Origin of the sequence: Pseudomonas sp. SLFW (assembly GCF_009905615.1) — a bacterium.
GTDB classification, from domain to species: domain Bacteria; phylum Pseudomonadota; class Gammaproteobacteria; order Pseudomonadales; family Pseudomonadaceae; genus Aquipseudomonas; species Aquipseudomonas bambusae.
This window is the reverse complement of sequence record NZ_JAAAKW010000009.1, coordinates 144,600-166,821: the sequence shown is the minus strand read 5'-3', so window position 1 is coordinate 166,821 and position 22,222 is coordinate 144,600. Positions and strand designations below refer to the sequence as shown.

Here is a 22,222-nt window from a genome sequence, read left to right as displayed (position 1 = left end):
GCGATATACCGCTACACGCGGATTGAGAACGACATGCCTATCGACCTCGACGACATCATAAAAGCCCTGTCGCACCCGGTGCGGCGTCAGATTCTTTCCTGGCTGAAAGACCCTGAAACCTGCTTTCCGGACCAGCAACATACCTTCGACGGCGGCGTCTGTGCCGGTCAGATCGACCAGCGCGCAGGCCTTTCGCAATCGACCGTTTCTGCCCATTTGGCGACGCTGCAACGTGCCGGGCTGATCACCAGCAAAAAGCACGGTCAGTGGCATTTTTTCAAACGCAACGAAGACGCCATTCAGGCGTTTTTGCAGGAGCTGACGCGTCAGCTCTGAACACTTTCAGGAGACGCCCCGTGCCTCTTTCGCTACTTATTCTGGCCCTGAGCGCCTTCGCCATCGGGACGACCGAGTTCGTCATCATGGGCCTGTTGCCCGACGTCGCCGCTGACTTGGGCGTGAGCATTCCCGGTGCGGGCTGGCTCGTCACGGGTTACGCATTGGGTGTCGCCATCGGCGCGCCGTTCATGGCGATGGCCACTTCGCGGTTACCACGCAAAGCGGCGCTGGTGATCCTCATGGGCATCTTCATCATCGGCAACCTGCTCTGCGCCGTTGCCACTGATTACAACGTGCTGATGTTCGCCCGCGTCGTGACTGCTTTGTGTCACGGTGCGTTCTTCGGCATCGGTTCGGTCGTCGCGGCAGGCCTGGTGCCCGCCAACCGCCGCGCTTCCGCTGTCGCCTTGATGTTCACCGGCCTGACCCTGGCCAACGTGCTAGGTGTGCCGCTCGGTACGGCACTGGGTCAACAGGCGGGTTGGCGCTCGACGTTCTACGCGGTGACAGTAATCGGTGTGATTGCGTTCATCGGCCTGATCCGCTTCCTGCCCGCCAAACGTGACGAAGAAAAACTCGACATGCGTGCCGAATTGGCAGTGCTCAAGGGCGCCGGTATCTGGCTTTCGCTGAGCATGACCGCTTTGTTCGCTGCGTCCGTATTTGCCCTGTTTACTTATGTCGCACCGTTGCTGGGTGAAATCACCGGGGTATCGCCACATGGCGTGACCTGGACACTCATGCTGATCGGCCTGGGCCTGACCCTCGGCAACATCATCGGCGGCAAGCTGGCGGATCGTCGTTTGGCCGCCACGCTGATCGGCGTGTTCATTACCATGGCCGTGGTCTCGACTGTCCTGAGCTGGACCAGCGTCGCGCTGATTCCGGCCGAAATCACATTGTTCCTGTGGGCCGTCGCCTGTTTTGCCGCCGTGCCTGCGTTGCAGATCAACGTCGTGACCTTCGGTAAAGATGCCCCGAATCTGGTGTCCACCCTGAACATCGGCGCCTTCAACGTCGGCAACGCCTTGGGCGCCTGGGTCGGCGGCAGTGTCATCGCCCACGGTTTTGGCCTCACCAGCGTGCCGTTGGCCGCTGGCGCCCTGGCGGTGCTGGCCCTGATGGTGACTCTGATCAATTTCCGTCAGCGCGGCGATGCCGAGCTGGCTGCTGTGGCGAACTGAGCCTCTAGAGTCAGCGCTTCAGCGACATGCGTTAAAAGACTGCGGATTCAACCTTTACAGATTTCACTGAGGATACCTTCCGATGACCACGATTTTTGACCCGATCAAGATCGGCGAACTCGATCTGAACAACCGCATCGTCATGGCCCCGCTGACCCGCTGCCGCGCCGACGAAGGCCGCGTGCCCAACGCGATGATGGCCGAGTATTACGCGCAGCGCGCCTCGGCTGGTCTGATCATCACCGAAGCCACCTCGGTCACCGCAATGGGCGTCGGTTACCCCGACACACCGGGCATCTGGTCCAACGATCAGGTCCGTGGCTGGAGCAACATCACCAAGGCCGTTCACGCGGCGGGCGGCAAGATCGTGTTGCAACTGTGGCACGTGGGCCGTGTTTCCCACCCGATCTACCTGAACGGTGAAGCGCCGGTCGCACCGAGCGCCGTTCAACAGAAAGGCCACGTCAGCCTGGTTCGCCCGCTGGCCGACTACCCGACGCCGCGTGCGCTGGAGCTGGCTGAAATCGAAGACGTGGTCGAGGCCTACCGCGTGGGTGCCGAGAACGCCAAGGCTGCCGGCTTTGACGGCGTGGAAATCCACGGCGCCAACGGTTACCTGCTCGACCAGTTCCTGCAGACCAGCACCAACCAGCGCACCGACATTTATGGCGGTTCCGTAGAAAATCGTGCACGCCTGATGCTGGAAGTGACCGACGCGGTTGTAGAAGTCTGGGGCGCTGGCCGCGTAGGCATGCACCTCTCGCCACGCGCCGACCTGCACGACATGGGCGACGACAACCTGGCCGAGACCTTCACCTACGTCGCGACAGAGCTCGGCAAGCGCGGGATCGCCTTCCTGTGTGCCCGCGAACGCGAACTCGACGACAGCTTGTCGCCGCGCCTGAAACAAGCGTTTGGCGGGGTGTTCATCGCCAACGAGAAATTCACCAAAGACAGCGCCAACGAATGGCTGGAAAGTGGCAAGGCCGACGCCGTCGCATTCGGCGTGCCGTTCATCGCCAACCCTGACCTGCCTGCGCGCCTTGCGAAGGATGCGCCGCTGAACGAGCCGCATCCAGAGACGTTCTACGCCAAAGGGCCGGTGGGTTATATCGACTATCCGGCGTTGTAAGGCCCGATAATCTGACGCGCCCCTGTGGGAGCGAGTTCATCCGCGAGAGGGCGGTACATTTGATGGAAATCTGTCGAATGTACCCCTGCATCACGAATGAATTCGCTCCCACAGGTCGATTGGCGCCATCGTCGAAGCCCTACTGCGCCCGCGAATTGATCTGCTGCGACAACGTCTGAATCTGGCTCTGCAACGTGTTCAGGTTGCGGGTCATCTGCCCACGGAACGCATCGAATTCCTGGGTGCTCGCCCCTGAAGACGCCGCCTGCGCCGAACGGTTGTCCTGCTCGCTCTTGAGCACAATCATGTCCTGCTCCAGACGCTCGATGGTCTGACTGTTGTTGCTCTTCTTCAGATTTGCCACGTCCGCGCTCAAGCTCTTGAGCTGCGAATCCAGACGATCCTGATCGGCCTGCGCCGACTTGCCATCCGGCATCGCGGCTTTTAGCGCCGCCAATTCCGTGGTCACGGCCTTGAGTTGATCCTGCAATTGCTGATTCGTGGCCTGTTGCTGTGTCGCTTGCGTGGCGATGGTTTCCAGACGTTTGTCCAGGCCGCCCTGCACCCCGGCCGCGCCCTGCTGCTGTTTGCTCTGCTCGGCGAGTTGATCCTGCAGCGCCTTGATTTCAGCTTTCAGCGCTTCACCGCCGCTGTTGGCGACCGACTCAGTGGCTACAACCTTGCCGGAAATGTCCTGCAAACGCCCCGCCGCTTCCTCACTGATCCGCGCGAAGCTTTCTTGCGTAGCGACCAGTTGCTGCTCCATCAACGAGACCTGCTGAAAACTCCACCAGCCCAGGCCACAAAACGCGATGAACAGCGCGCCAATCAACGCCCACAACGCGCCTGTACCCGGCGCTTTCACCTTCACCACCGGCGTGGTGCGCGAATACACCGTGGTGCGCTCGCGAGCGCCCGCCGTGGTCGGAATAAAATCGTCGTCATCATCTTTGGCGCTGAGGCTCGGGACGTCATCGACGTCGTCATACGGATCTTTGCGCATGCGTTTCCCTTTGAAATCCGTTGAATCTTGAAGGGCGGATTCGCTCCGCCGAACGTTAGGACCACCCGAATCGCCGGGTGTTTTACAGCTCGGCGCCGTGTTGGGCCTTCCACCAGCCACAGAACTCGTCCAGCGCGGTCCAGACGCTGACCTTGGGCTGGTAATCCAGATAATACTGGGCGCGGCTGATATCAAGCGTGAAATCTCGACTCATCACCTGCATTCCGATTCTCGACAGCGTCGGTTCAGGTCGACCGGGCCAGAGCAGGCACGCAGCCTCGTTGATCGCCGCGGCGCTGTACGCCAGGCCGTACGAGCGATAACGGGTGACAGGCGGCAATTCCATCTGGCGCATCACGTAATTGACCACATCCCAGATCGGAATCGGCGTGCCATTACTGATGTTGTAGGCCTTGCCCAGCGCCGACCCCGTCGCCAGCAGACTGCTGAGCAGGGCTTCGTTGAGGTTCTGGATGCTGGTGAAGTCGACCTTGTTCAGCCCATTGCCGATGATCGACAGGCGCTTCTTGCGCTGCATCTGCATCAGGCGCGGGAAGATGCTGGTGTCGCCCGCCCCCGTGACGAAACGGGGACGCAGCGCGATCACTTCGAGGCCGAACTCTTCGGCACCGAACACCTTCTGCTCGGCCAGGTATTTGGTGGCCGCGTAATGATTGTGGAAACGCTTGGGCACCTGCTCCTCGCGGATGTTCAGGTGCGAATGGCCGTCGAAATAGATAGAAGGCGATGACAGGTGCACCAGCCGCCGCACCTGCTGCTTGAGGCAGGCCTCGACCACGTTTTCAGTGACTTGCACGTTGCCCTGATGGAAGTCCTGACGACGCCCCCAGTTGCCCACCGCTCCGGCGCAATGCACCACGGCTTCGACGTCGTCACACAAAGCCTGCACCAGTTCCGGGTCGTTCAGGTCGCCCTGAATGAACTCGGCACCCCGACGTACCAGGTGCTCGACGCCTTGCGCACGACGGCCGTTGACCCGAACGCTCAACCCCTGCTCCAGCGCAAAACGCGCGAAGCGTCCGCCGATGAAGCCGCTCGCGCCGGTGACCAGAATCTTCATTTACCGCTCCATCTCATCTATACATTTCGCACCGAGCGCCGCCGTGATGGCGTCGGAAGGTCAATTGTAGGTCCCGCTTTATCCAACACCGGCAGTGACGCTCAATCCGCTGCCAGCGGCACTAACCATTGCCCGGCTTTTTTTGCGAGGTGATCGGTCAGCTGCGTCAGCAATTGCCCGCCATTGCGCCAATGATGCCAGTACAACGGCACATCGATGCAGCGATCACTCAACAATTCCACCAGTTTTCCGCTGGCCAGTTGCTCACGCACCTGCAATTCCGGCACCAGCCCCCAGCCCATGCCGGCTTCGGTCATGCGCATGAAACCCTCTGACGACGGGCAAAGGTGGTGCTGAAAACCGCCCTCGACGCCCAGCGATTCCAGATACCGGTGCTGGAGGAAATCATCCGGGCCGAACACCAGCGCCGGGGTCTGCGCCAACCCCTGCGGGGTCACGCCGTTCGGAAAATGCCGGGCGATGAACGCAGGGCTGGCCAACGCACGATAGCGCATGGCGCCCAACAGCAAACTGCGTGCCCCGGCCACCGGTCGCTCGCTGCCGCACAGACACGCCGCCACTTCCCCGGCGCGCATGCGTTTGAGGCCCACTTCCTGATCTTCGACCACCAGTTCAGTCAGCAGGTGATGCTCGCTGCAAAAATCCCCCACCGCCTGCGCCCACCAGGTTGCCAGGCTGTCGGCGTTGAGCGCGATGCGCAGACGTTCGGGGGCGCCGCCCTCGTCCAGCGCCGGCACCAAGGTCTGCAAGTCGCGTTCGAGCAAGCGCACCTGCTGCACATGGTTGAGCAAGCGCCGACCGATTTCGGTGGGCGTCGGCGGCGTGGCCCGCACCAACACCGGCTGACCGACCCGGGCCTCCAGCAGTTTGATCCGCTGGGACACCGCCGATTGCGACAACCCCAATACCTGTGCTGCGCGTTCGAACCCGGCCTGTTCGACGACAGCCGCCAACGCGGAAAGCAATTTGTAATCGAACATCACTTTTCCTAATGAGCGATCAGGATTATTGGTTTTTCTTATACAGCCTCAGCCGCGACAATCGCCACATCTTCTTAGCAACACCGTCATTTCGGAGCACTTCATCATGTGGCAAAGCTACCTCAACGGACTGCTGGTCGCGTTCGGCCTGATCATGGCCATCGGCACCCAGAATGCGTATGTGCTGGCGCAGAGTCTGCGTCGCGAGCATCACCTGTCCGTGGCCGTGCTGTGCATCGTGTGCGATGTGGTGCTGGTGGCGGCCGGGGTATTCGGGCTTGCGAACGTGCTGGCTCATAACCCGACGTTGCTGGCCGTGGCGCGCTGGGGCGGCGTGGTGTTTCTGCTGTGGTATGGCGCCAAGGCGTTGCGTCGTGCGCTGTCGCCCCAGAGCTTGCAGGAAGGCGACGCCAATGGTCAGCGCTCACGTCGCGCCGTATTGCTGACAGCGCTCGCGGTGACGCTGCTCAACCCTCATGTGTACCTCGACACCGTGTTGCTGATTGGTTCGCTCGGCGCTCAACAGACCGAACCGAGCGCCTACGTGGCCGGTGCCGCCAGCGCGTCGCTGCTGTGGTTCTCGACCCTCGCCATCGGCGCCGCCTGGCTCGCCCCCTGGCTGGCGCGCCCCGCCACCTGGCGCCTGCTGGACTTGATGGTTGCGGTGATGATGTTCAGCGTGGCGGTGCAACTGATTCGCTCGGCATAAGCCAGCACACCGACAAACACCTGTAGGAGCGAATTCATTCGCGAGAGGGCGGCACATCCGATAGATATCCGTCGAATGTCCCCATGCATCGCGAATGAATTCACTCCTACAGATTTCGCGTTTACGGCAAGCCGTCGGGCAATAGCGAACTTCATCAATGACCGCCCCGCCGCTCATCAAATCTTTCCATCACCTCCAAAGCAAAGCTCTGGAACCTCTATCCCACACAGTTGTTGCGTGGTTATGGGCCGGGGCCGGTGCTATGATCCAGCCCCTACGCCGCAAAGAGTAAAAACTCGCCGGCGTATTTTGTCTGGCCGTCCGTGATCGGCCTTGCGCTAACCGCAACCTGACCTGATTAGGAGAATTACCATGGCTTTCGAATTGCCGCCGCTGCCGTACGCACACGATGCTCTGGCACCGCACATCTCCAAGGAAACGCTGGAATATCACCACGACAAACACCACAACGCCTATGTCGTGAACCTGAACAACCTGGTCCCAGGCACCGAGTTCGAAGGCAAGACGCTGGAAGAAATCGTCAAATCTTCTTCGGGCGGCATCTTCAACAACGCAGCCCAGGTCTGGAACCACACCTTCTACTGGAACTGCCTGGCGCCTAACGCTGGCGGCCAACCGACCGGCGCTCTGGCTGATGCCATCAACGCTGCGTTCGGCTCGTTCGACAAGTTCAAAGAAGAATTCAGCAAGACCTCCATTGGCACCTTCGGCTCCGGCTGGGGCTGGCTGGTGAAGAAGGCTGACGGTTCCCTGGCACTGGCCAGCACCATCGGCGCCGGTAACCCGCTGACCAGCGGCGACACCCCGCTGCTGACCTGCGACGTCTGGGAACACGCTTACTACATCGACTACCGTAACCTGCGTCCAAAATACGTCGAGGCGTTCTGGAACCTGGTGAACTGGAAGTTCGTCGCTGAGCAGTTCGAAGGCAAGGCTTTCACTGCCTGATTACGGCATCGAACGCTGTTTAGAAGAAAAACCCGGCCTGTCCGGGTTTTTTTTCGCCTTCTGTTCGTCCTTTATGTATTGTCAGAAAACGATAGCGGACTAATATCAGTTTCCGCCGGATATCGACGAAGCGAGGCTCAAGTTCCGCCTCCTGTTTACCGACACAGTGTTGATAGCCTTACTTGCCTGCATGTGAATCGTTATCCAAATGAAACAGGTCAGAGGTGTATCAAGACCTTGACCCGAAGGTCTGCATTGCCAATGCTTGCAAGCAGTCGCCCAGCATGGATGAAGGAATGCCCATTTGAAGCTGGAACTCAAAAACAGCTTGTCGGTGAAGCTGCTGCGTGTGGTGTTGTTGTCGGCGCTGGTCGTGGGCGTTGTGCTCAGCTGCGCGCAGATCGTGTACGACGCCTACAAAACGCGCCAGGCGGTTGCCACTGACGCCGAGCGGATTCTCGACATGTTCCGGGACCCGTCGACTCAGGCTGTCTATAGCCTGGACCGGGAAATGGGCATGCAGGTCATTGAAGGCCTGTTCCAGGACAAGGCCGTGCGCATGGCGTCCATTGGTCATCCCAACGAGACGCTGCTTGCGGAAAAAACCCGTGACCTCAAACCTTCTCCCACGCGCTGGCTGACCGACCCGATTCTTGGCCAGGAGCGCAGCTTCACCACCCAATTGGTCGGCCGCAGCCCGTACAGCGAATACTACGGCGACCTGCGTATCACGCTGGACACCGCGACTTACGGCGAAGGCTTTCTGATCAATTCGATGATCATTTTCATCTCTGGCGTGCTGCGAGCGCTGGCCATGGGCCTCGTGCTGTATCTCGTCTATCACTGGCTGCTGACCAAGCCGCTGTCGCGCATCATCGAACACCTGACCAGCATCAATCCCGACCGCCCCAGTGAGCACCAGTTGCCGCTGCTCAAGGGCCACGAGAAAAACGAGCTGGGCATCTGGGTCAACACCGCCAACGAGTTGCTGGCGTCTATCGAACGCAATACCCATCTGCGTCACGAAGCGGAATCCAGCCTGCTGCGCATGGCGCAATACGACTTTCTGACCGGCCTCCCCAATCGCCAGCAATTGCAGCAGCAACTGGACAAGATTCTGATCGACGCCGGTAAGGTGCAGCATCGCGTCGCCGTGTTGTGCGTCGGTCTGGACGATTTCAAAGGCATCAACGAACAATTCAGCTATCAGGCCGGCGACCAATTGCTGCTGGCACTGGCCGACCGTCTGCGCAGCCACAGTGGCCGTCTCGGCGCGCTGGCACGGCTGGGGGGCGACCAGTTCGCGCTGGTTCAGGCCGACATCGAGCAGCCTTACGAAGCTGCCGAACTGGCACAGAATATCCTCGATGACCTGGAAGCGCCGTTTTCCGTGGACGGGGAAGAGATTCGCCTGCGCGCCACCATCGGCATCACCCTGTTCCCGGAAGATGGCGACAGCACCGAGAAGCTGCTGCAGAAAGCCGAACAGACCATGACCTTGGCCAAGGCCCGTTCGCGCAACCGTTACCAGTTCTACATCGCCAGCGTCGACAGCGAAATGCGCCGCCGCCGCGAGTTGGAAAAAGACCTGCGCGAAGCCTTGGTGCGCAATCAGTTTCACCTTGTCTACCAGCCGCAGATCAGCTACCGCGATCAACGGGTGGTGGGCGTGGAAGCACTGATTCGCTGGACGCATCCCGAGCATGGCTTCGTGCCGCCCGACCAGTTCATCCCGCTGGCCGAGCAGAACGGCACCATCATTGCCATCGGCGAATGGGTGCTGGACCAGGCCTGTAAACAACTGCGCGAATGGCACGATCAAGGCTTCACCGACCTGCGCATGGCGGTCAACCTGTCCACCGTTCAACTGCACCACTCCGAACTGCCGCGCGTGGTCAACAATCTGCTACAGATCTACCGCCTGCCGCCGCGCAGTCTTGAGCTGGAAGTCACCGAAACCGGCCTGATGGAAGACATCAGCACCGCTGCCCAACACCTGCTCAGCCTGCGCCGCTCTGGCGCGCTGATCGCGATTGATGACTTCGGCACCGGCTATTCGTCCCTGAGTTACCTCAAGAGCTTGCCGCTGGACAAGATCAAGATCGACAAGAGCTTCGTTCAGGACCTGATCGACGACGATGACGACGCGACCATCGTGCGCGCCATTATCCAGCTCGGCAAAAGCCTCGGCATGCAGGTCATCGCCGAAGGCGTGGAAACCACCGAGCAAGAGGCTTACATCATTTCCGAGGGCTGCCACGAAGGTCAGGGCTATTTCTACAGCAAGCCACTGCCTGCCCGTGAGTTGCTGTCGTATCTGAAGCAAGCGCATCGCACCCACATGGGCGTGCTCTAACCACCCACACGCTGTCTGAGTCAGGCTTGCCGGCGGTGAGCCCCTCAAGATCGTCGCCGCTGGCAAGCCATGCGGCTACAGCGTTGGGCTCAAATTCTGTAACAGCTTGAAATATCTCCTCCGTCGGCTCTGGGCATTTTGCCTTTACACCGAATGCAAATCTTTCGCATCATTGCGCGGATTTACTGGCGCTCGCCACCGTTCACACACCTCTCGACGCAGGATTCCGTCATGATTCGTACGCCCCTGGCAACCGCCAGTCTGCTGGCCATCGCTATCGCTTTGGCCGGTTGTGACCAAGGCAAGGACAAGCCCGCTGCCGCCGCTCCGACTCCCGCACCCGCCGCTGCCGCCCCAGCAGCACCTGCTGCCCAACCGGCTGCTGCGCCCGCGCAGACCAGCGATGCCGCAGCCAAGGCCGTGGTGGCCAACTACGCGAACATCGTATTTGCCGCGTTCAGCGACGCCGAATCCACTGCGAAGAAACTGAGCACTGCCGTCGACGCCTTCCTTGCCTCCCCGAACGACCAGACCCTGAAAGCCGCTCGCGACGCGTGGCTTGCAGCGCGTGTGCCTTACATGCAGACCGAAGTGTTCCGCTTCGGCAACACCATCATCGACGACTGGGAGGGTCAGGTGAACGCCTGGCCGTTGGACGAAGGCCTGATCGACTACGTCGCCAAGGATTACCAGCATGCCTTGGGCAACCCTGGCGCTACGGCGAATATCATCGCCAATACCTCGATTCAGGTCGGCGAGGACAAAGTCGATGTCACTGAAATCACCCCTGAAAAACTGGCCAGCCTGAACGAACTGGGCGGCGCCGAGGCCAACGTTGCCACGGGTTATCACGCCATTGAATTCCTGCTCTGGGGTCAGGACCTTCACGGCAACGGCCCTGGCGCCGGTGAGCGTCCCGCCAGCGATTACATCGAAGGCAACGGCGGCACGGGCGGTCATAACGACCGTCGTCGCGCCTACCTGAAGGCCGCCACCAACCTGCTGGTGAGCGATCTGGAAGAGATGGTCGGCAACTGGAAACCAGGCGTCCCCGACAACTACCGCGCCACGTTGGAAGCCGAATCGGGCGAAAGCGGTCTGCGCAAGATGCTGTTCGGCATGGGCAGCCTGTCCTTGGGCGAACTGGCGGGCGAGCGCATGAAGGTCGCACTGGAAGCCAACTCCAGCGAAGACGAGCACGACTGCTTCAGCGACAACACCCACCACTCGCACTTCTACAACGGGCTGGGTATTCGCAATGTTTATCTGGGCGAATACACTCGCGTAGACGGCAGCAAGGTCAGCGGCCCTAGTCTGTCTTCGCTGGTCGGAAAAGCCGATGCTGCAACCGACACCACGCTGCGCGCCGATCTGGACGACACCCAGGCCAAGCTGCAAGTGATCGTCGATCACGCCAACAAGGGCGAGCATTTCGATCAGTTGATCGCCGCAGGCAATACTGCGGGCAATCAGGTCGTGCGTGATGCCATCGCGGCATTGGTCAAGCAGACCGGCGCCATCGAACAGGCCGCAGGCAAGCTGGGCATCACCGATCTGAACCCTGACAACGCCGATCACGAGTTCTGATCGACGCAAAAGAAGCGCTCTTCGGAGCGCGTCTGAATGAACGTCAAATGAAGGCCAATCCACCCTCGGATTGGCCTTTTTTTGTGCGTCATAAAAAGCGTAAAACCCCAGCAAATAAAGGGCTTCTGAGGACCGATCTGTAAGTTTTGTAGGTCTTTTCCTGTTCATTATTTGTCGGATTGAACACCCCGAATTCGCCACCGATCATGCGCACTTCCTTGACCCCATCCCATCCAGGAGGAGACAGACAGTGCCCAAGAGAAATAATAAAAGGCGCCGCGTCAGCAAGCTCAAAACCAACAACTACGGAATCCATTTGCTGGTCGGCATCAAAGGGCCCCGTGCCTGGAAAGTGACGATCTATCGCGATGGCAAGACCCTCAACCGACTTTTCTCATTCTCACGCTATGGCGGCCGTGAAGAGGCCCGCAAGGCGGCTGACGCCTGTCGGGACGAATTGCTGCTCACGTACCTGCCCAAGCTCAGCCGCGACATCCGCCAACGCATCATCGCCACCAACACCAGCGGCTATCCCGGTGTGCATTACCGCTGCTACACCGGCATCGCCTATTGGGTCGCCCGCACCACCTTGCGCAACGGCAGCAGCGTGACCAAGTCGTTCAGGGTCGAACACTACGGGTATGAACGTGCCAAGGAGCTGGCGATTCGCGAACGAGAACGCCAACTCGACAGCATCGGCGACTACCGATGTTTCAAAGTGATCGAAGGTGAAAAACGCATGATGCAGCTTCTGGTGGAGAACCCTTCACTGGATATTTCAGGCTTCTGACGAGGCCGTCTGGTCAGACACCCGCTCTGCCAGCAAATTGGTTACAACACGTTTCGAGAGGCGCTTACAAACGCTAATCCCTCTTATTCCTCACAGACGGGGCTGGTAAGCTTGCTCGCCCCGATTTCCACCCCTTTTGCAGGATCTGTATGACTGCGCGGTTCCGTTTTTCGTTTTACCTGCTGATGGCCTGGGCCCTTGGCGGGTGCGATGACGCCCCGCGTTTCACGTCTGCGGAACCCGGTGAAGCGTTGTCCGGTGGCGCGACCACAGTCAACAAGAGCGACCGCAACGCGTTTTCGCTGCCGTCCGCCAATCTCTCCCCCAGCCGACGCCTGGATTTCAGCGTCGGTAACAGTTTCTTTCGCAACCCGTGGGTCATCGCGCCATCGACAACCACCGCGCGGGACGGCCTCGGGCCGCTGTTCAACACCAACGCCTGCCAGAATTGCCACATCAAGGACGGCCGCGGTCATCCGCCCGAGCCGGGCGCTGATAACGCCGTGTCGATGCTGGTGCGCCTGTCGATTCCCGATGCGCCTGCCTATGCCGAACACATCAAACGGCTGGGCCTGACGCCCGAGCCGGTCTACGGCACACAACTGCAAGACATGGCGATACCCGGCGTCCCCCCCGAGGCCAAGGTGCGCGTCGAGTACGACTCGATGACCGTGCATTTTCGCGACGGCACCCCCGCTCACCTGCGTCGCCCGACGCTGCGAATCACCCAACTCGGTTACGGGCCGATGCACCCTCAAACCCGCGCGTCCGCACGCATCGCGCCGCCGATGATCGGACTGGGTCTGCTCGAAGCCATTCCCGACGCGGCGATCCTGGCCAACGCCAACCCCGATGACAAGAACGGCACCGGCATCACCGGCACGCCCAACTGGGTGTGGGACGACGCGCAGCAAAAGCCCGTATTGGGGCGTTTCGGCTGGAAGGCCGCACAGCCCACCGTCAATCAACAGAACGCCCACGCGCTGGCCGGGGACATGGGGCTGACGTCCCACCTGAAACCTGCTGACGATTGCACCCCTTCGCAAACCGCCTGCCAGGAAGCACCGAGTGGTGAAGGCCCGAATGGCGAACCGGAAGTCAGCGACAACATCTTGCGGCTGATCACTTTCTACGCACGCAACCTGGGGGTCCCGGCCCGTCGCGACGTCGGCGATGCGCAGGTGCTGCAAGGCAAGAATCTGTTCTTCAAGGCCGGGTGTCAGCAATGCCACACGCCGCAGTTCACCACCGCTGCCGATGCTGCCGAACCCGAGCTGGCCAATCAAGTGATCCGCCCCTACACCGACCTCTTGCTGCACGATATGGGCGAAGGGCTGGCCGACAACCTCAGTGAATTTCAGGCCACCGGCCAGCAGTGGCGAACCCCGCCCTTGTGGGGCATCGGGCTGACGCAGACCGTCAGCGGCCACACGCAATTTCTCCACGACGGGCGCGCCCGCGATCTGATGGAAGCAGTGCTGTGGCATGGCGGCGAAGCGTTGCCGGCGCAGCGCCACGTGCTGGCCTTCGACGCAGAACAGCGCGCTGCGCTGCTGGCGTTCCTGAATTCTTTATAAACGCAATTTTCAAACGATAAGGAGCCGGACATGTTCCGTCCCAAGCTGTTGTTCACCAGCCTCGCCGCGCTCGCGCTGGGTGCCTGCACGCCATCGGACCCACAGGCCGTGACGTCCGCCGCCATCGCCAAGCAAGTGATCCTGCCGACCTACAGCCGCTGGGTCGATGCCGACCGGCAACTGGCCGTGAGCACGCTGGCGTTCTGCGAAGGCAAATCCGACCTGGACACCGCCCGCGCCGACTTCCTTCACGCGCAAAAAGCCTGGGCTGAATTGCAGCCACTGCTGATCGGGCCGCTCGCCGAAGGTAACCGTTCGTGGCAAGTCCAGTTCTGGCCAGACAAGAAGAACCTGGTCGGGCGTCAGGTCGAGCAGCTGGTCACCGCGCAGCCGCAGATCAGTGCCGACGCCCTGTCCAAATCCAGCGTCGTGGTTCAAGGCCTTTCGGCCTACGAATACATTTTGTTCGACGCTGAGATCGACATGGCGACCGCCGAACAGAAAGCCCGTTACTGCCCGCTGCTCACTGCCATTGGCGAACGCCAGAATTCGCTGGCCGAAGACATCCTCAACAGCTGGAACAGCACCGACGGCATGCTCGCGCAGTTGAGCAAGTTTCCGAATCAGCGCTACGCCGATTCTCACGAAGCCATTGCCGAATTGCTGCGCGTGCAGGTCACAGCCCTCGACACCTTGAAGAAAAAACTCGGCACGCCGCTGGGCCGTCAATCCAAGGGTGTGCCACAGCCGTTCCAGGCCGAGGCATGGCGCAGCAAGGCGTCGTTGAGCAGCCTGCAAGCGAGCCTGGCGAGCGCCGAAACCGTGTGGGCGGGCGTGGACAACAAGGGCCTGCGTGGCCTGCTGAATGCCGAACAAAAGCCATTGGCCGACAAGATCGATGCGGCGTATGCCGAGAGCCGCAAACAGCTGGCCGCCCTGAAACCGCCGCTGGCTGATCTGCTGGCGAGCGAACAAGGCCGTCAGCAGTTGAACGCGTTCTACGACAGCCTCAACGCGGTTCATCGCCTGCACGAAGGCGAGCTGGCCAAGGCGTTGGGCATTCAACTGGGTTTCAATGCCAACGATGGTGACTGATATGTTGCGACGTCAGGCCCTTGCCCTCGGCAGCCTTGTGCTCAGCGCCTGCACGCTGGGGGGCTGGACGCTGTTCAAGAAAAAGGGCGAAAGCCCGCTGCTGCTTTCTGCCCGTGACGATGCAAACGGCCAGCACTATGCCGTGGGCTATCGCGTGGACGGCACGCAGGTGTTCGCCACCCACGTCGCCCAGCGTTGCCACGACATCATCAATCACCCTGAGCTGCCCATCGCGCTGTTCGTTGCCCGACGTCCCGGCACCGAAAGTTATTTGATCGACCTGCGCGACGGACGTCTGTTGCAGACCCTCACGTCCCGACCGAACCGACACTTCTACGGCCACGCCGTCGTCCACAAAAGCGGCGACTGGCTGTACGCCACCGAAAACGACACCACCGATCCGGGGCGCGGTGTGTTGGGGGTCTATCGGTTCGTTGGCGAACGTCTGGAACACGCGGGCGAAATCTCCACCCACGGCATCGGGCCGCATCAGGTCTCATGGATGCCTGACGGCGAAACGCTAGCGGTGGCCAACGGCGGGATTCGCACCGAAGCGGAAAGCCGTGTCGAGATGAACCTCAATGCCATGGAGCCGAGCCTTGTGCTGATGAAACGGGACGGCACGCTCTTGAGCAAGGAAACCTTGTCGCAGCAGATGAACAGCGTGCGGCACATGGCGATTGCCGCCGACGGCACGATTGTGGCGAGTCAACAGTTCATGGGGCCCTCTCACGAATCCGCAGAACTGCTGGCAATCAAACGACCGGGGCAGCCGTTTCAGGCGTTTCCGGTGGCTGATCAACAGCTGCAAGCCATGGCGCATTACACGGCCAGCGTGGCAATCCACAACGATTTGCGTCTCGTAGCCTTAACGGCGCCGCGTGGCAATCGTTTCTTCATATGGGATCTGGACAGCGGCACCGTGAAGCTCGATGCGCCGCTTCCCGATTGCGCTGGGGTCGGGGCGGTGAAGGACGGGTTTGTCGTGACCTCGGGTCAGGGCCGTTGCCGATTCTATGATTGTCGGCAGAGCACGCTAGCGGCCAAGCCATTGGAGTTGCCTGCGGGGTTGTGGGACAACCATTTGCATCTTGTGTGATGCAACCCTTTGTAGGAGCGTGGCTTGTCCCGCGACCGGCTGCGAAGCAGTCGTAAAATCCGACGGCTCGTTTTGACTGACACCCCGCGCTTACCGAATGTACGACGACTTCGTCGCCGGTCGCGGGACAAGCCACGCTCCTACAATCAAAACGTGCCATAGAACAACCACTGGCAACAAAACCGAGACACGCCTAACGTGCTCGCCTGTTTCATCTGTTTTTCCAAGGAAGTGGAATATGTTGCGTCGCCGCATGTTGATCATGCTGGGAATGGTGTTGATCGTGGTCTTGGCCCTGGGCGGGTACAAGGCGTTTTCGGTCTACAAACAGATCCAGCAATTTACCGCCCCAAAACCTCCGATCAACGTGGCGGTCGCCGTCGTGACCGAGCAGCCGTGGCAGAATCGCCTGCCCGCCATCGGCAGCCTCAAAGCCTTGCAGGGCGTGAACCTGAGCCTCGAAGTGGCGGGCACGGTCAAGGCGTTGCAATTCGAATCCGGGCAAAAGGTCAAGGCCGGTCAACCGTTGCTGCAACTCGACAGCGACGTGGAAAAAGCCCTGCTTGGCACCGCCGAAGCCGACCTCGGGCTCGCCCAGGTAGATTACGGGCGCGGCAGCAAGCTGGTGGGCGATGCGGCGATCTCCAAAGGCGATTTCGACAAGCTCGCCGCCACCCAGAAAAAAGCCGCCGCGACGGTCGCACAACTCAATGCCTCGTTGGCCAAGAAACGTATTCTCGCGCCCTTCAGCGGCACCATCGGCATTCGTCAGGTGGACGTCGGCGACTACCTCGCCAGCGGCACCGTCATTGCCACGCTGCAAGACTTGAGCAGCCTTTACGTCGATTTCTTCGTGCCCGAACAGGTCCTGCCGAAACTGGCCCTCGGACAGCAGGTGCAGGTCAGCGTCGGGGCCTATCCCGGCAGCACGTTCAACGCCAGCCTCAGTGCTATCAATCCCAAGGTCGAAGACGCCACGCGCAACGTGCTGGTCCGCGCCACCCTGCCCAACCCCGACAGCAAGCTGCTGCCCGGCATGTTCGCCAATCTGCAAGTGATGCTCGGCCAGGACACCCGGGAGTTGGTCGTGCCGGAAAGCACCATCACCTACACGCTGTACGGCAACTCGGTGTTCGTCATCGTCCCGAAAAAGAACGCCGACGGGCAACCCGAGAAGACCACCAAAGGCGAGCAGCAACTGGCCGTGGAGCGGCGCTTCGTCGAAACCGGCGAGCGCCGCGGTGGCCTGGTAATCATCCGCAAGGGTTTGAAAACGGGCGAGCAAGTGGTGACCGGTGGCCAGCTGAAACTGGACAACGGCGCGAGCGTCGCCATCAGTGCCGATCCGGCAGCCCCCGTCGAACAGAGCGGCCAACCCAAGGTTGACTGACCCTGGTTGATCGTCGAAGGAGCTTGCATGGCATTTACAGACCCGTTCATCCGTCGCCCCGTCCTCGCCAGCGTGATCAGCCTGCTGATCGTGCTGCTGGGGTTCCAGGCGTTCAGCAAACTGACCATCCGCCAGTACCCGCAGATGGAAAACGCCTTGATCACCGTGACCACGGCGTACCCCGGTGCCAACGCCGAAACCATTCAGGGCTACATCACACAACCGCTGCAGCAAAGTCTGGCGAGCGCCGAAGGCATCGACTACATGACCTCGGTCAGTCGTCAGAACTTCTCGGTGATTTCCATCTACGCGCGCATCGGCTCCAACAGCGACCGCCTCTACACCGAGCTGCTCGCCAAGGCCAACGAGGTGAAGAACAAGCTGCCCCAGGACGCCGAAGACCCGGTGCTGACCAAAGAGGCGGCCGACGCCTCGGCGCTGATGTACATCAGTTTCTACAGCGCGGAGCTGAACAACCCGCAGATCACTGATTACCTGTCGCGGGTCATTCAGCCAAAGCTGGCGACCCTGCCGGGCATGGCGCAGGCGGAGATCCTCGGCAATCAGGTGTTCGCCATGCGCTTGTGGCTGGACCCCGTGAAACTCGCGGGCTTCGGCCTCACAGCCAACGACGTCACCGACGCCGTGCGCAAGTACAACTTCCTCTCGGCGGCGGGCGAAGTGAAAGGCGAATACGTGGTCACCAGCGTCAACGCCACCACCGACCTGAAATCCCCGGAAACCTTCGCGGCCATCCCGCTCAAGACCGTGGGCGACAGCCGTGTGCTGCTGGGTGACGTGGCGCGGGTGGAAATGGGTGCGGAAAACTACGACACCGTCAGCTCGTTCGACGGCACACCGTCGGTCTATATCGGCATCAAGGGCACGCCCAGCTCCAACCCGCTGGACGTGATCAAGGAAGTCCGGCGGATCATGCCAGAGCTGGAAAGCCAGTTGCCGCCGAGCCTGAAAGCCTCCATTGCCTACGACGCCACGCTGTTCATTCAGGCGTCGATCCATGAGGTGGTGAAAACCCTGATCGAAGCGGTCTTGATCGTCATCGTCGTGGTGTTCCTGTTCCTCGGGGCTTTGCGTTCGGTGCTGATCCCCGTGGTGACCATTCCGCTGTCGATGATCGGCGTGCTGTTCTTCATGCAGATGATGGGCTACTCGATCAACCTGCTGACGCTGCTGGCCATGGTGCTGGCGATCGGCTTGGTGGTGGACGACGCCATCGTGGTGGTGGAGAACATCCATCGCCACATCGAAGAAGGCAAGACGCCGCTCAACGCTGCGCTCGAAGGCGCTAGAGAAATCGCCATGCCGGTGGTCTCGATGACCATCACGTTGGCGGCGGTATACGCACCGATTGGTTTTCTGGAGGGGCTGACCGGGGCGTTGTTCAAGGAGTTCGCGCTGACCCTCGCGGGCGCGGTGGTGATTTCCGGCGTGGTGGCGCTGACCCTCTCGCCGATGATGTGCGCCGTGCTGTTGCGCCACGACGAAAACCCCAGCGGGCTCGCCCACAAGCTCGATCAGATTTTCGACGGCCTGAAAGTGCGTTATCAGCGGGTGCTGCACGGCACGCTGAACACCCGGCCAGTGGTGATCGTCTTCGCGGTGCTGGTGCTGTGCCTGATTCCGGTCTTCCTCAAGTTCAGCCAGTCGCAACTGGCGCCGGACGAAGATCAGGGCATCATTTTCATGATGGCGACGTCGCCCCAGCCGACCAACCTTGACTATATGAACAAGTACACCGACCAGTTCATCAGCATCTTCAAGGCGTTTCCGGAGTATTACTCGTCGTTCCAGATCAACGGTTTCAACGGCGTGCAGACCGGCGTCGGCGGTTTTCTGCTCAAGCCGTGGGACGAACGCAGCCGCACGCAAATGCAGCTGTTGCCCGAAGTGCAGGCGAAGCTTGAAGGCATCACTGGTTTGCAGATTTTCGGCTTCAACCTGCCATCGCTGCCGGGCACCGGTGAGGGGCTGCCGTTTCAGTTCGTGATCAACACGCCCAACGATTACGCCGCCCTGCTTGAGGTCGTGAACCGGATCAAGAAACGGGCGACCGAGTCCGGCAAGTTCGCGTTTCTCGATCTTGATCTGGCCTTCGACAAGCCGGAAGTGGTGGTCGACATTGACCGCGCCAAGGCCGCGCAGATGGGCGTATCGATGCAGGATTTGGGCGGCAGCCTGGCGACGTTGCTGGGCGAGGCGGAAATCAACCGTTTCACTATCGATGGCCGCAGCTACAAGGTTATCGCCCAGGTGGAGCGCGCCTATCGCGACAACCCGCAATGGCTGTCCAACTACTACGTGAAAAACGCCGAAGGCACTATGTTGCCGCTGTCGACGTTGATCACCGTCAGCGACCGCGCACGACCGCGTCAGCTCAACCAGTTCCAGCAGCTGAACTCAGCGATCATCTCGGGTTTCCCGCTGGTGAGCATGGGGGAAGCCATCGAGACGGTCCGCCAGATCGCCAGCGAAGAAGCCCCGGCCGGTTTTGCCTATGACTACGCAGGGGCATCGCGGCAGTTCGTGCAGGAAGGCAACGCGCTGTGGGTGACGTTCGGGCTGGCACTGGCGATCATCTTCCTAGTGCTGGCGGCGCAGTTCGAGAGCTTCCGCGACCCGCTGGTGATTCTGGTGACGGTGCCGCTGTCGATCTGTGGCGCGCTGATTCCGTTGTTCCTCGGGATTTCGACACTGAACATCTATACGCAGGTCGGGCTGGTGACGCTGATCGGTTTGATCAGCAAACACGGGATTCTGATCGTGGAATTCGCCAACCAATTGCGGCGTGACAAGGGGTTAAACGCGCGCGAGGCCGTGGAGGAAGCGGCGGCGATTCGTTTGCGTCCGGTGTTGATGACAACCGCGGCGATGGTGTTCGGCATGGTGCCGCTGATCCTCGCAACCGGTGCCGGTGCGGTGAGCCGTTTTGACATCGGCCTGGTGATCGCGACGGGGATGTCGGTGGGAACGTTGTTCACCCTGTTTGTGCTGCCGTGTGTCTATACGGTGCTGGCGGGGAAGGATGACGCGAAGGCACCCGCGTAAATAGCCACAGCAGAAAAAAAGCCCCGAATCATCGGGGCTTTTCAGTCAGAGGGTGATTTCAATGCTGCGGCCCCGTCCCTTGTGCCAAACCGAACATCAGCAACAGCAGATCGTGATCCGGGCGTACGGGCGAAGCGGCCTTCGCCACCCGCGGCAAAGGGCAGCGCCCTTCACCGTGTACCGCGCTCAGAATCTGGGCCTTGGGTTGCTCCCAGGCAGCCATGGCGATGGACGTGATGCCCAACGCCCCGACCAAAAACAAACCTCGCGCCAGTTCTAACTTCATCGATCTAAACCTTTGATGGGGCTGCCAAACGCCGTCTCGTAAAAGTAGACGAGCTTGCTCCAATCCGCTGATGCAAACGACGAATGGCGACGCAGTTGTTTCATGTCGTGTTGTGCGGCGCCGTAGGCGGTCAGACGCTGACGGCACTTCTCCAGATCGATCAGTGCAACTTCGGGTCTGGCATTGGCGCCCTCGCCCACTACACGCACGAAAACGTGCTTGATATAGATGCAGCTGTGTTGCCAGCGCCCTTTATGCATGCGCGCCAGATTGACGGCCAGTTCCTTGAGCATCTGCTCGTAAACAGCCTCGCCGTACTGCTCGCGCCCACCGGCCTTGAGCCAGTTCTCGAACTCGTCGAACCCGTCCAGCGACGCCGTCACCAACAGCGCACGCCATTCGTTGTTCTCGTCACGTTCGGCGCCACAGAACACCATGCGCGGGACACTGACGTTCAGTTGTCGCAGCCCTTCCAGCGCGTCCCGCTCGCGCAACACCGTCGGACGACCGAACGGATGCAGCCAACTGCGGTAGATGTGACCGACTTGCCGTTTGACGTACAGCAGCCGACCGTTCTCCGAAACGACGCGTTGCACGCCACTCTCACCACCACGGCGGACATTGGGTTCTTCCACCCAGTCACCTTTGGTATTCCAGAAATAGGCGAAACGGTCCTTGGCGGGAAGGGTCAACTCTGCTGCAAAATCCACGGCCATCCTGTTACCTCTTACGTAATAGATACACACGCCACATGGCGTACAACGGCAGGAAATCCAAGCGTTCCTGAACGCGAAATCCTGCCTTCTCGAATTCGGCTTCCACTGTGGCTGCCGGTAACACGAAGCGGTTCTGGTAGCCCTCCTGCTGGCGGGTACTTTCTGCACGCTTGCGCTTCCAGGCTTTGAAATTGCCGTCCACCCAGAGTGAAATGATCACGCTGTCGCGGGTCACGCGGTGAAACTCATTCAACAACACCGCTCTGTCTTCGGCCTTGCCGATGTGGTGCATCAGGCGCATGCAAAAAATGCTGTCGACGGCGTTATCTGGCATGTCGATGGCGAATGCAGATGTCTGCAAGGGTCGTACCCGTTTCACCACGTCGGCCGGTTGCGACTCGCATGCCGTCTTCACCATCGAGGCCGAATTGTCGGCGCCGATGATGACCCGGTTGGCCTTTTCAGCCAGCACGGGCCAGAAACGACCCGCGCCACAGGGAAGGTCCAGCACAAGACCCGGTTCCCCCGCGAGGGCCAGCGCATGCCTTGCCAGCTGTTTGTCGCGACGATCTGACAACCGCCGCGCTAATCCGTCCCGATGTTTGTGCAAATATTTTCTGGCGTGTGCATCGTCGTATTTGCGCGAAAAATCTAACTCAATCCGCTTGCTCATGGCTGTATCTCCGTAAGGTGATGCAGCCAAAATTAAGTGGATTTACGTCATCGTCAGGTCACGATGATGTGAAAAAAACGTGCCTTTATGTGCGCAAATGTTACGAGGTTTTTCCAGAAGATGGGCAAGCATAGGGTCATAACTCGCCAAATCGCAGCAACATTTACAT

At 60.4% G+C, this 22,222-nt stretch carries 19 protein-coding genes; 13 read left to right on the top strand and 6 right to left on the bottom strand.

The genetic code is table 11. From position 1 onward, the window contains the following. Positions 1-33: 33 nt before the first annotated feature. The 3 genes from GVN17_RS17580 (at position 34) to GVN17_RS17570 (ending at position 2,655) form a co-directional block, all read left to right on the top strand. Positions 34-336: a helix-turn-helix transcriptional regulator gene (locus GVN17_RS17580; protein ID WP_166596522.1), complete on the top strand. Its 303-nt coding sequence runs from the start codon at positions 34-36 to the stop codon at positions 334-336. A gap of 20 nt (positions 337-356) precedes the next feature. Then, on the top strand, positions 357-1,523 hold the full coding sequence (locus GVN17_RS17575) for an MFS transporter (protein WP_166596521.1): 1,167 nt from the start codon (positions 357-359) through the stop codon (positions 1,521-1,523). Between the two features lie 82 nt (positions 1,524-1,605). Then, complete coding sequence (locus GVN17_RS17570) at positions 1,606-2,655, top strand: alkene reductase (protein WP_166596520.1); 1,050 nt, start codon at positions 1,606-1,608, stop codon at positions 2,653-2,655. Between the two features lie 139 nt (positions 2,656-2,794). Here GVN17_RS17570 and GVN17_RS17565 read toward each other — a convergent pair whose 3' ends face one another. The 3 genes from GVN17_RS17565 to GVN17_RS17555 form a co-directional block, all read right to left on the bottom strand. Next, complete coding sequence (locus tag GVN17_RS17565) at positions 2,795-3,658, bottom strand: ATPase (protein WP_166596519.1); 864 nt, start codon at positions 3,656-3,658, stop codon at positions 2,795-2,797. A gap of 82 nt (positions 3,659-3,740) precedes the next feature. Continuing rightward, positions 3,741-4,739 carry an NAD(P)-dependent oxidoreductase gene (locus GVN17_RS17560; RefSeq protein WP_166596518.1) on the bottom strand — a complete coding sequence of 333 codons (999 nt, stop codon included), beginning with the start codon at positions 4,737-4,739 and terminating at the stop codon, positions 3,741-3,743. 101 nt (positions 4,740-4,840) lie between these two features. Beyond that, complete coding sequence (locus GVN17_RS17555) at positions 4,841-5,740, bottom strand: LysR family transcriptional regulator ArgP (protein WP_166596517.1); 900 nt, start codon at positions 5,738-5,740, stop codon at positions 4,841-4,843. Between the two features lie 106 nt (positions 5,741-5,846). Between GVN17_RS17555 and GVN17_RS17550 the strand changes: the two genes are divergently transcribed. The 10 genes from GVN17_RS17550 (at position 5,847) to GVN17_RS17505 (ending at position 20,378) form a co-directional block, all read left to right on the top strand. Further along, a complete protein-coding gene (locus GVN17_RS17550; RefSeq protein WP_166596516.1) occupies positions 5,847-6,449 on the top strand; it encodes a LysE/ArgO family amino acid transporter in 603 nt (200 codons plus the stop codon). Positions 6,450-6,821: 372 nt separating this feature from the next. After that, a complete protein-coding gene (locus GVN17_RS17545) occupies positions 6,822-7,418 on the top strand; it encodes a superoxide dismutase (protein ID WP_166596515.1) in 597 nt (198 codons plus the stop codon). A gap of 304 nt (positions 7,419-7,722) precedes the next feature. Further along, positions 7,723-9,774 (top strand): bifunctional diguanylate cyclase/phosphodiesterase, encoded by a 2,052-nt coding sequence (locus GVN17_RS17540; protein WP_166596514.1) that lies wholly within the window; start codon positions 7,723-7,725, stop codon positions 9,772-9,774. A gap of 231 nt (positions 9,775-10,005) precedes the next feature. Next, positions 10,006-11,361: an imelysin family protein gene (locus GVN17_RS17535; protein ID WP_166596513.1), complete on the top strand. Its 1,356-nt coding sequence runs from the start codon at positions 10,006-10,008 to the stop codon at positions 11,359-11,361. A 250-nt stretch (positions 11,362-11,611) separates the two neighbouring features. Continuing rightward, a complete protein-coding gene (locus GVN17_RS17530; RefSeq protein ID WP_166596512.1) occupies positions 11,612-12,151 on the top strand; it encodes an AP2/ERF family transcription factor in 540 nt (179 codons plus the stop codon). A 149-nt stretch (positions 12,152-12,300) separates the two neighbouring features. Further along, positions 12,301-13,728, top strand: a complete 1,428-nt coding sequence (locus tag GVN17_RS17525; RefSeq protein ID WP_166596511.1) for a di-heme oxidoredictase family protein — start codon at positions 12,301-12,303, stop codon at positions 13,726-13,728. 30 nt (positions 13,729-13,758) lie between these two features. Beyond that, positions 13,759-14,823 carry an imelysin family protein gene (locus GVN17_RS17520; protein WP_166596510.1) on the top strand — a complete coding sequence of 355 codons (1,065 nt, stop codon included), beginning with the start codon at positions 13,759-13,761 and terminating at the stop codon, positions 14,821-14,823. A 1-nt stretch (position 14,824) separates the two neighbouring features. Further along, complete coding sequence (locus GVN17_RS17515; protein WP_166596509.1) at positions 14,825-15,922, top strand: DUF1513 domain-containing protein; 1,098 nt, start codon at positions 14,825-14,827, stop codon at positions 15,920-15,922. 238 nt (positions 15,923-16,160) lie between these two features. Then, positions 16,161-17,312 (top strand): efflux RND transporter periplasmic adaptor subunit, encoded by a 1,152-nt coding sequence (locus GVN17_RS17510; RefSeq protein WP_166596508.1) that lies wholly within the window; start codon positions 16,161-16,163, stop codon positions 17,310-17,312. Between the two features lie 27 nt (positions 17,313-17,339). Beyond that, on the top strand, positions 17,340-20,378 hold the full coding sequence (locus GVN17_RS17505; protein ID WP_166596507.1) for a multidrug efflux RND transporter permease subunit: 3,039 nt from the start codon (positions 17,340-17,342) through the stop codon (positions 20,376-20,378). A gap of 58 nt (positions 20,379-20,436) precedes the next feature. On the opposite strand, the gene GVN17_RS17500 is transcribed toward GVN17_RS17505, so the two are convergent. The 3 genes from GVN17_RS17500 to GVN17_RS17490 are packed head-to-tail and all read right to left on the bottom strand — an operon-like array spanning position 20,437 to position 22,053. Further along, complete coding sequence (locus tag GVN17_RS17500; RefSeq protein ID WP_166596506.1) at positions 20,437-20,664, bottom strand: hypothetical protein; 228 nt, start codon at positions 20,662-20,664, stop codon at positions 20,437-20,439. Further along, entirely contained in the window at positions 20,661-21,380 is a 720-nt protein-coding gene (locus tag GVN17_RS17495) for a lipopolysaccharide kinase InaA family protein (RefSeq protein WP_166596505.1), read from the bottom strand. The genes GVN17_RS17500 and GVN17_RS17495 overlap by 4 nt, the downstream gene beginning before the upstream one ends. A gap of 4 nt (positions 21,381-21,384) precedes the next feature. Continuing rightward, entirely contained in the window at positions 21,385-22,053 is a 669-nt protein-coding gene (locus tag GVN17_RS17490) for a class I SAM-dependent methyltransferase (RefSeq protein ID WP_166596504.1), read from the bottom strand. Positions 22,054-22,222 lie beyond the last annotated feature (169 nt).

Excerpts from the sequence above, each read along its gene's own strand:
- GVN17_RS17510 (WP_166596508.1), top strand. The coding sequence starts at position 16,161 with ATGTTGCGTCGCCGCATGTTGATCATGCTGGGAATGGTGTTGATCGTG.
- GVN17_RS17520 (WP_166596510.1), top strand. The coding sequence starts at position 13,759 with ATGTTCCGTCCCAAGCTGTTGTTCACCAGCCTCGCCGCGCTCGCGCTG.
- GVN17_RS17490 (WP_166596504.1), bottom strand. The coding sequence starts at position 22,053 with ATGAGCAAGCGGATTGAGTTAGATTTTTCGCGCAAATACGACGATGCA.
- GVN17_RS17500 (WP_166596506.1), bottom strand. The coding sequence starts at position 20,664 with ATGAAGTTAGAACTGGCGCGAGGTTTGTTTTTGGTCGGGGCGTTGGGC.
- GVN17_RS17535 (WP_166596513.1), top strand. The coding sequence starts at position 10,006 with ATGATTCGTACGCCCCTGGCAACCGCCAGTCTGCTGGCCATCGCTATC.
- GVN17_RS17515 (WP_166596509.1), top strand. The coding sequence starts at position 14,825 with ATGTTGCGACGTCAGGCCCTTGCCCTCGGCAGCCTTGTGCTCAGCGCC.
- GVN17_RS17560 (WP_166596518.1), bottom strand. The coding sequence starts at position 4,739 with ATGAAGATTCTGGTCACCGGCGCGAGCGGCTTCATCGGCGGACGCTTC.
- GVN17_RS17525 (WP_166596511.1), top strand. The coding sequence starts at position 12,301 with ATGACTGCGCGGTTCCGTTTTTCGTTTTACCTGCTGATGGCCTGGGCC.
- GVN17_RS17565 (WP_166596519.1), bottom strand. The coding sequence starts at position 3,658 with ATGCGCAAAGATCCGTATGACGACGTCGATGACGTCCCGAGCCTCAGC.
- GVN17_RS17550 (WP_166596516.1), top strand. The coding sequence starts at position 5,847 with ATGTGGCAAAGCTACCTCAACGGACTGCTGGTCGCGTTCGGCCTGATC.
- GVN17_RS17555 (WP_166596517.1), bottom strand. The coding sequence starts at position 5,740 with ATGTTCGATTACAAATTGCTTTCCGCGTTGGCGGCTGTCGTCGAACAG.
- GVN17_RS17505 (WP_166596507.1), top strand. The coding sequence starts at position 17,340 with ATGGCATTTACAGACCCGTTCATCCGTCGCCCCGTCCTCGCCAGCGTG.
- GVN17_RS17495 (WP_166596505.1), bottom strand. The coding sequence starts at position 21,380 with ATGGCCGTGGATTTTGCAGCAGAGTTGACCCTTCCCGCCAAGGACCGT.
- GVN17_RS17545 (WP_166596515.1), top strand. The coding sequence starts at position 6,822 with ATGGCTTTCGAATTGCCGCCGCTGCCGTACGCACACGATGCTCTGGCA.
- GVN17_RS17570 (WP_166596520.1), top strand. The coding sequence starts at position 1,606 with ATGACCACGATTTTTGACCCGATCAAGATCGGCGAACTCGATCTGAAC.
- GVN17_RS17580 (WP_166596522.1), top strand. The coding sequence starts at position 34 with ATGCCTATCGACCTCGACGACATCATAAAAGCCCTGTCGCACCCGGTG.